The sequence below is a fragment of the Companilactobacillus nuruki genome (assembly GCF_002872255.1).
Taxonomy (GTDB): domain Bacteria; phylum Bacillota; class Bacilli; order Lactobacillales; family Lactobacillaceae; genus Companilactobacillus; species Companilactobacillus nuruki.
Map to the genome: position 1 here is coordinate 1 of NZ_NIPR01000057.1, position 7,910 is coordinate 7,910.

Annotated in this window: 6 protein-coding genes and 2 pseudogenes; 3 read left to right on the forward strand and 5 right to left on the reverse strand. The window is 37.9% G+C overall.

Features of this window, described 5'->3' with window-relative positions; translation table 11 throughout:
• Positions 1–198: 198 nt before the first annotated feature.
• Together CBP76_RS11580 and CBP76_RS13580 are read right to left on the reverse strand one after the other, a co-directional pair.
• Positions 199–1,167, reverse strand: coding sequence for an IS3 family transposase (locus tag CBP76_RS11580; protein WP_342746082.1), 969 nt, complete (start codon positions 1,165–1,167; stop codon positions 199–201).
• Positions 1,095–1,628: pseudogene (locus tag CBP76_RS13580) on the reverse strand (transposase). Before CBP76_RS13580 ends, CBP76_RS11580 begins: the two are co-directional and overlap by 73 nt.
• Before the next feature lie 192 nt (positions 1,629–1,820).
• Here CBP76_RS13580 and CBP76_RS11590 point away from each other — a divergent pair.
• Entirely contained in the window at positions 1,821–3,857 is a 2,037-nt protein-coding gene (locus CBP76_RS11590; protein ID WP_102197021.1) for a KUP/HAK/KT family potassium transporter, read from the forward strand.
• 275 nt (positions 3,858–4,132) lie between these two features.
• Here CBP76_RS11590 and CBP76_RS11595 read toward each other — a convergent pair whose 3' ends face one another.
• The gene (locus CBP76_RS11595) at positions 4,133–5,371 is read right to left on the reverse strand and encodes an ISL3 family transposase (protein WP_102197022.1); all 1,239 of its coding nucleotides are present in this window, start codon (positions 5,369–5,371) and stop codon (positions 4,133–4,135) included.
• Positions 5,372–5,631: 260 nt separating this feature from the next.
• Between CBP76_RS11595 and CBP76_RS11600 the strand changes: the two are divergent.
• Positions 5,632–6,382: pseudogene (locus CBP76_RS11600) on the forward strand (Fic family protein).
• 122 nt (positions 6,383–6,504) lie between these two features.
• On the opposite strand, the gene CBP76_RS11605 reads toward CBP76_RS11600, so the two are convergent.
• Together CBP76_RS11605 and CBP76_RS11610 are read right to left on the reverse strand one after the other, a co-directional pair.
• Positions 6,505–6,783, reverse strand: coding sequence for a hypothetical protein (locus CBP76_RS11605; protein WP_057881666.1), 279 nt, complete (start codon positions 6,781–6,783; stop codon positions 6,505–6,507).
• Positions 6,784–6,802: 19 nt separating this feature from the next.
• Positions 6,803–7,012, reverse strand: a complete 210-nt coding sequence (locus CBP76_RS11610; protein WP_021816943.1) for a hypothetical protein — start codon at positions 7,010–7,012, stop codon at positions 6,803–6,805.
• 271 nt (positions 7,013–7,283) lie between these two features.
• On the opposite strand from CBP76_RS11610, the gene mobQ reads away from it, so the two are divergent.
• On the forward strand, positions 7,284–7,910 hold a 627-nt coding region (gene mobQ / locus CBP76_RS11615), incomplete at its 3' end, for a MobQ family relaxase (RefSeq protein WP_166667265.1).

The window sequence follows — 7,910 nt, forward strand, 5'->3', positions numbered from 1 at the left end:
ATTTTAATTTGGCTGTTCGTCAAATCAAGTTGATGGCGGTTCAAGTTAACAGTTAGACCATAAATGGTCTAGCTGTTTTTTTATTTAGCTGATGAGCTTGCTCGAAGCCAAAACATTTGAATATTTATACGTTCAGTAAAGTTGTTCCAACTACGATATCTAAAGTGCAACACAAAAGTTAGACAAAATTGAATATTTTTAAACTGCTAAGGCATCTTCCCTGTATTCGCAGGGAGTCATGCCTTTTGTTTTCTGTGATATTCGTCGATTGTTAAACCAATCGACGTAATTCTTTGTGATTTCCTTGAATTCTCCAATATCTTTACACTGTGGAAATCCATTAAGACATTCTGTTTTAAGAAGATGAAAGAAGCTTTCAATTGGCGCATTATCAAGACAGTTTCCCTTACGAGACATGCTTTGTATAAATTTTTTTTCATAGAGTTTATCGGTATAGTAATTCAATTGATAATGCCAACCTTGATCTGAATGAATTATTGATTTTATTCCTTCCGGAATATTTTCTGTGAGTTCATCGAGTGTATCCATAATTAGTTTACTGTTAGGACTATTACTTACTTGAAATGCTAAAACTTCCTTGCTTGCTTCGTCAGTAATAGCTGAAACGTAAGCCCACTTAGTATCGGCCAAGCGTACTTGTGTAACATCGGTATGTAATACTTTGAAAGGTACGGTTTCATTAAAATGCTGATGTAGAACGTTACGGGCCACTTTTCCAACTGTACCTTTATAAGATGAATATCTACCATTTCTGTGGCGGTTATAAAGGCTTACTTGAACATTTAATTCATCCATCAAACGACGCACTACGGCGTCTGATAGATGGATATCTAATTTAATGAGCTCTTCTTGAACGCGACGATAACCGTAGGTTAGACGTCCGCGATATCTTCCGCTTTCGGCAATTTTTAGTATCTCTACTTTTACATCTTCATACTTATCTACATAATTTTTGATACGTTTACGTTCATCATGATAAGTCGCTTTCTTAAGTCCAATGGTCTTAAGAATATCGCCGACTTTATACCGGTTAGATTTCGGAAGAGACTCTTGTTCGACCTTGATCTGATCAACTATTTGTGTTTTCTTTCGTCCTTTGAGGTTCCGAACAGGGTCATTGATTTTTTTAAGATTTCGTTCTCCAATTTTGCATCATATAATTCTTGATTCTTTTTCGTCAATTCTTCACGAAGTTGATCGATTTCGTTCTTGTTTACTAACTTACGTAATTTCTTCTTATTATGTTTCACTTTGGTTTTTCTGCCTTTCGGATGAGGCTTCAAGGTTTCTATACCATACTGATTGAAGGCTGTCCTCCAAAGACTGATTTGACAAGAATTAACATCAAATTTTGCGGATACTTCGGCTAAAGTTTCATCATGAGTTTGATAGTAATTTATCACATCAACTTTAAACTCAACTGAGAAACTTCATTTAACTCTTCTTCGTTTAAGAGCGTCTGCGCCGCTCAAACGAAAGTTTTGTACCCATCTACCTACTTGTATTCGAGGCAAGTTACGTTTCTTTGAAAGAAGACTGATACTAATGTCACCTTGAAGATATTCACTAACGACTTCTGCTTTTAATTCTGAACTATATTTGACCATAGAAAAAGTGCTTCATAACTGTTAGATTTCTTGTCTAACAATTATGGAGCACTTTACTTTGGCCGGTTGCGGACGATCTTTTATTAGATAAAAAGTAACTAAGCCACTGCTGGCATAGTTGCTTTTCTTCGTGTTTAGGCTTACTATTTTGCAGTGCTATATTTCAATAATTAGCGTTGGAGGCAAGCAAACATGAATAAGCAACTAGAACGTGTTTCTTTTGCGGGGGCACTTGTTACTTTAGGAATTGTGTACGGTGATATTGGCACTTCACCATTGTATGTTATGAATGCATTGATTGGTGACGCCGGTAAAATGGGAAATATTTCTCCCAATTACGTGATTGGATCGATCTCGTTGATTTTTTGGACATTAATGATCATTACAACGTTGAAGTATGTTGTCATTGCAATGCAAGCCGATAATAAGCGTGAGGGCGGAATTTTTGCTTTATATGCATTGGTTCGAAAAAATTCAAAATGGTTAATTTGGCCAGCCTTGATTGGTGGGGCGGCCATTTTGGCCGATGGAACATTAACTCCTGCAGTAACTGTGACTTCAGCCATTGAGGGATTAAAAAAACAACACCTTGGCCCTGTGGTGTTTAGTAATTCTCAACATAACGTCTTGATTATCACAACAGTTGTTCTACTCGTATTATTTATGATTCAACGTTTTGGAACAGGTGTGATTGGGAAATCCTTTGGACCAGTGATGATTTTATGGTTTGGCTTTTTGGCTGTCTTTGGAATCGTTAATCTAATCAATTATCCAATGATATTGAAGGCTATTTCTCCTTATTATGCAATTAGGGTACTATTCAGTCCAGTTAACAAAGTGGGAATCTTTATACTTGGAAGTATCTTTTTGGCAACCACAGGAGCAGAGGCTTTATATTCCGATATGGGTCACGTTGGCAAGCAGAATATTTATGTAACATGGCCACTAGTATATAGTACCCTATTTTTAAATTACTTAGGTCAGGGTGCTTGGATAATTAGACATGCAGGTGATACTGCTTACAGGAACTTATCGAACTTAAATCCCTTTTATGAAATGCTCCCCGGAACTTGGCGCCTAGTTGGCATTTTGCTAGCCACACTCGCTGCAATTATTGCCTCTCAAGCGTTGATTACGGGTTCTTATACTTTAGTCGATGAAGCAATTGGCTTAAAATTTTTACCTAGAATGGTTATTAGACATCCAAGTAATATAAAAAATCAAATTTATATTGCAACTGTTAACTGGATATTATGTATAATAACAATTAGTGTAGTCTGGTTCTTTGGTAGTTCACAAAAAATGGAGGCCGCGTATGGTTTAGCGATCACTATTACCATGCTTATGACTACTGTGCTTTTGCATGAATTCTTAAAGAAACACCTGGCTAAGGGAACAGCACTTATAATTGCCTTGTTTTTTGGTTTTATTGAGTTAATCTTTCTAATTTCAAGTTTGGTTAAGTTTATTCATGGCGGTTATGTTACGTTAACAATCATGTTGGGCATTCTTTATATTATGTGGCTTTGGTACTTTGGAAATAAACGAAGAGACCATTATGAGAAAGAAAGCGAGTATGTTTCACTTCTTGACTATCGTGATCAACTCTCTAAATTAAGCGCAGACAATACAGTACCTTTGTTCACGACTAACTTAGTGTATATGACTAAAATTAAGGGTGATTACCAAATTAAGCGTAGTACCATGTATTCTATTCTCGACACACAACCTAAAAGAGCTAAAGTTTATTGGTTTGTTACAGTCAATGAAACCAATGCACCTTATGAAAGTAATTATACAGTTGATTTACTTGAGACGCATAATGTTGTTAACGTTCAATTTTACTTAGGGTTTAGGAAATCTCAATCCGTTAGTGTCTATTTACATCAAGTTGTAAATAATCTAGTGGAACAAGGTATTTTAGAACCACAAATACCCACGTATTCAACAGAGCGACAACGGAAAGTCGGCGACTTTAAGTTTGTTATTATAAAGGAACAACCAGCAGATTTAATTGTCAATGATAAGTTAAGCTCGTTAGATAGAAGATTGATTGGCGGGCGCATCTATTTGCAGAAAATTACGGCCTCACCTATTTCATGGTATGGTTTGGAGTTTAGCAATGTCATAGAAGAAAGTTCTCCGTTATTTATTACTCAAAATCAGGATCAATACTTAATCCAAAAGAAAATTTATCATCGAGGCAGATTAAGTAAGACTGAAAAATGAGTATGCAGTAGTTTAAGTGCAACAACTAAGTTAGAAAAATTATATTTAGTTTTAATTAATGGTCTGATCTCAGTACTTTACTGAGATCAGACCATTTTATGGAAGTTTGTCAAATGGTGTTGAAGGATAGTTTCTATCCTTTGGAGATCTCCTCGTGTGGGAGATCTTTTTTGTTGTTTTATTAGTTGCGGCGTTTAATCTGGTGTGTTGTCTGAATATCGTACTTGAAGGCATAAAAAATAAGCCTACCATCGTGACGTTATTGTGGTAGATAATCAGGCAATCAGCTGGTAGACGCGTGTGAACATATTGGCCTGATTGGAGAAGCCATAACAAGCACGTTTGAGCTCCTTGATCTTACGGTTGATGCCCTCTATCGGTCCGTTAGAGTAGGACGATTTGGCGGCGTTAATTACTCCATTAAGATTCTTTCGTAGGGTATGCATGGCCGTATCTAGGGGCTTGCCGTTAGGCTGATAGTTAGTGATGATATTCTTGAGTTCATCAGCGTGACGCCCCATCAAAGCATCGTGGAGATCGATGTAGGTTTCATAAGCTGTTTTGAAGGCCGGAAACGTATCGGTTCCAATACCAATAGCGTTCTGTTCGGTCGAGTACTCATTCAGGCCGAAGAGGTAGCGGCTCTTTTGTGCGTCAGGGTTGGCCTTGTGGAATAGGCGCCATAGTGATTTCAGTACTTTATATTCCCGCGAATGCTTGTCGAGTTGCTTTAAACATTGAGTGCGAATGGTATCCATCGTCCGGCCCATTAATTGAATAATGTGGAACCGATCAATAATGAGTTCGGCGTTAGGGAATAGTTCGTGCACGAATGCCTGATAGGAGGCGTTCATGTCCATGATGACGCGTTGAACCGCGGCCCGTTCTGCGGTGCTGTACTGACTAAGAAAGAACTGTTTGATGGTTCTATTAAGGCGGCCGCTAAGTACTTTAACTGATTTGTGAGTGTCGGCATCAATGCAAATAAACGATATGGAGCCGTGCGTGGAACGGAATTCATCAAAGCATAGATTAATCGGTAACCGGCGGCTCGCGTGTGGATGAATATTAGCCGTCAAAATACGCTGAACTGAGTTTGTCGAAATACCGGTGAGACTGGCGATAGTCTTAGCCGGGAGTGATTTACTGGCTAGCTTCAGCACATGAGTCGCTAGTCCGTGACCGATGGCGTGGTTGGTTGATACCACTGGAGTGGTGGCCGTACAAGTGCTATGGTAGTTACTACAACGCCAGCGTTGCTTGTTTAGCTCTAGAATTACGGGCCGGTCCATGGGTACTGCAATGTGGACATGAGTGAGCTTGTGTCCGTTAGGGTGCAACGTATTGTATCCACAGCTGGGACAGCGCCTGAGTGTGTAGGTAAGCTCTGCCTGGATGACCAAATACTTTTTGCGACCCGAGCCCCGACCATGAAATTCCTCACGAGTACCGAACACCTGAATGTTTGTGTCTGTAATTCCCAGTAATTTAAGTGTATTATCTAGTTGAGACATCTATTCCTACCCCGCTTATCTTGAGTTTCGTCGCTTAAAGCATAGCACTAGGGAGGATTAGATGCCTTTTTTTGTTATCAAAAAGGGCCTAGTACTTTTGGAATGGAAATACTTTCCAACACCAAAAATTCTAGACCCGACGCGTTACACACTTACCTCTTAGATAAACGCCAAGAGCAAATTATCAACGAAAAGCATTTTGTGATTTAACATGGACAGGTCAAATAATCAGTGACTGAAATATAAAGGAGGCACAAAATATGGCTAAGACACGAACATATATGGACAAGTATAAATTCACAGCTGCAGAAAACCAACGGTTTGCCCGAGCAAACTTTACCAAGTTAGTGCATACTAATGCTCGTTTTGAAGGCGTTAATACCACTTTGCCACAAACACAAACTATTATGGACGGTATGAGCGTAGCAGGAGTACCTGTTGAGGATATTTTGACGATTGTTAATTTAAAGCGTGGGTGGCAATATATCACTGCTCAAAATTCCCCTTTAACGTTAACCATGGAAAAACAAATCAACAAGATTGTGGCAGCGGAAGACGCCTTAGTACCGGGAGAATTACGGCAAGGGAAAGGAGGAGTTGATTTAGGTAGTGAAGACTTTTTTGAACCATCTTTAATTAACGAAAAACAAGAACAATCCTTTTTACAAAAAATCTTGGCTGATCCACGAACGACGATTACTGATAAAGCATTGACTGTCATGTATCATAATATGCGCCAACAAATCTTTTGGGACGGGAACAAAAGGATGGCGACTTTAAGTGCTAATAAAATTATGATTGACGGTGGTGCAGGCTTAATCAATGTGCCGTTAGATAAGTGGGATCAATGGAACGAACTAATTGCCAATTATTATCAGACTAATGACATGACTAAAATTAAACAGTGGACATATGATAATGGTATTCAAGGATTACAAATTCGAGCAAACAAAAAAATTAAGTGCTAATGAATTAAACCAGATGTACAAGCAACTAAAAAAAAACGGATAAATTAGAACTTAAATTAGTTGAAGACGAGATTAGTAAAAGAACCCAAAACCATTTCAAAGACTTTGCTAAAAACAATCTAGAAGTTAAGCCAAAAAATAATCCTGAAAATAAAAACGATCGGCCTAGTTATTAGGTTGATCGTTTTTGAGTTTATTTGGTTTATGGACATTAACGTAATCGGCAAATATTTTTAAAAGCTCTTCGGTTTGTTCAACCGAGAGATTATCAGCTTGAAAGTATTTTTCTAGCAAAGCCCCTTTTTGAATTAATCGGCGAGAACGGGCTTTGCGGGCTTGCCGATTTTCGTAGTATTTAGATTGCCGTAATTTAAAATCTTCTCGCTCAATTTTTTGTTTTAAACGCGCTTGTTGCTCAACTAGTTTTTCATATTGATTAGGCATAGTCATTACCACCTAACTATTATCGGTTATTTTGAGCTTGATTTAAAAAGGCGGCAACTTTTTTAGCAATCATTTTAATCTGTGGAGTAGTAAGTGTCCCATAATCCAAATTGGCTGATCTAATGATTTGCTTACCGAGATTTTGTTCAATTTTATTTTTTTCAGCTTTAATCTTTTGATTAAGCTGTTTTAATTTAGCTTCTTGTTTTTCTAAGTTACTTTGAGACATAATGATTCCTCCAATCGTATTAAAAATAATCACCGACACTATATCATACAGAGAACGTTAAATCAAAGGATAGAAGTTGAAATAGCGAAGCGGAATGCATACACTATAAGTAAATTTATGGGAATCAGCAGGATGAGTGAAACGAGGTCAATGCGCACTTACACATAGAATAAATTCTATGTTGTGCTAACCCCCCAAAAACCTGTATTAGAAGTCGCCGATGTCGACAACAGAAGAAAACCCATAGAATCAAAGTAAAGAGGTGACTTACATGGCAATTTTTCATATGAGTTTTAGTAATATTAGTGCTGGAAAAGGACGAAGTGCGATTGCCAGTGCCGCTTATCGAAGTGGTGAAAAATTATTTGATGATAAAGAAGGTCGCCGATATTTCTATGCCAGATCGGTAATTCCAGAAAGCTTTATTTTAACCCCCAAAAATGCACCAGAATGGGCCAGTGATCGAGAAAAATTATGGAATGAAGTTGAAAAGAACGATCGTAAATCAAACTCACGGTATGCAAAAGAATTTAACGTGGCTTTACCGGTAGAATTAAGTGAATCCGAACAGAAAGAATTACTGACAAAATATGTGCAAGAAAATTTTGTCGATCAAGGTATGGTAGCTGACGTAGCAATTCATCGCGATCACTCAGACAATCCGCACGCACATGTGATGTTAACCAATCGCCCATTTAACCCCGATGGTAGTTGGGGATTAAAAGCAAAGACGCAGTACATTAAAGATGAAAATGGCAAGCAACTTTTAACCAAAAGCGGGTTTCCAAAACAAAGAAAAATTTGGTTGGTTGATTGGGATAAAAAGGAAAAAATTAATGAGTGGCGAAAAAATTGGGCGTTGAGTGTTAATCAGTTCTTAGCACAAAAAAATATTCCG

What these genes read in the sequence shown, in the direction of transcription:
- CBP76_RS11590 (WP_102197021.1), top strand. Translation starts at nt 1,821, where the DNA reads ATGAATAAGCAACTAGAACGTGTTTCTTTTGCGGGGGCACTTGTTACT.
- CBP76_RS11595 (WP_102197022.1), bottom strand. Translation starts at nt 5,371, where the DNA reads ATGTCTCAACTAGATAATACACTTAAATTACTGGGAATTACAGACACA.
- CBP76_RS11605 (WP_057881666.1), bottom strand. Translation starts at nt 6,783, where the DNA reads ATGCCTAATCAATATGAAAAACTAGTTGAGCAACAAGCGCGTTTAAAA.
- CBP76_RS11610 (WP_021816943.1), bottom strand. Translation starts at nt 7,012, where the DNA reads ATGTCTCAAAGTAACTTAGAAAAACAAGAAGCTAAATTAAAACAGCTT.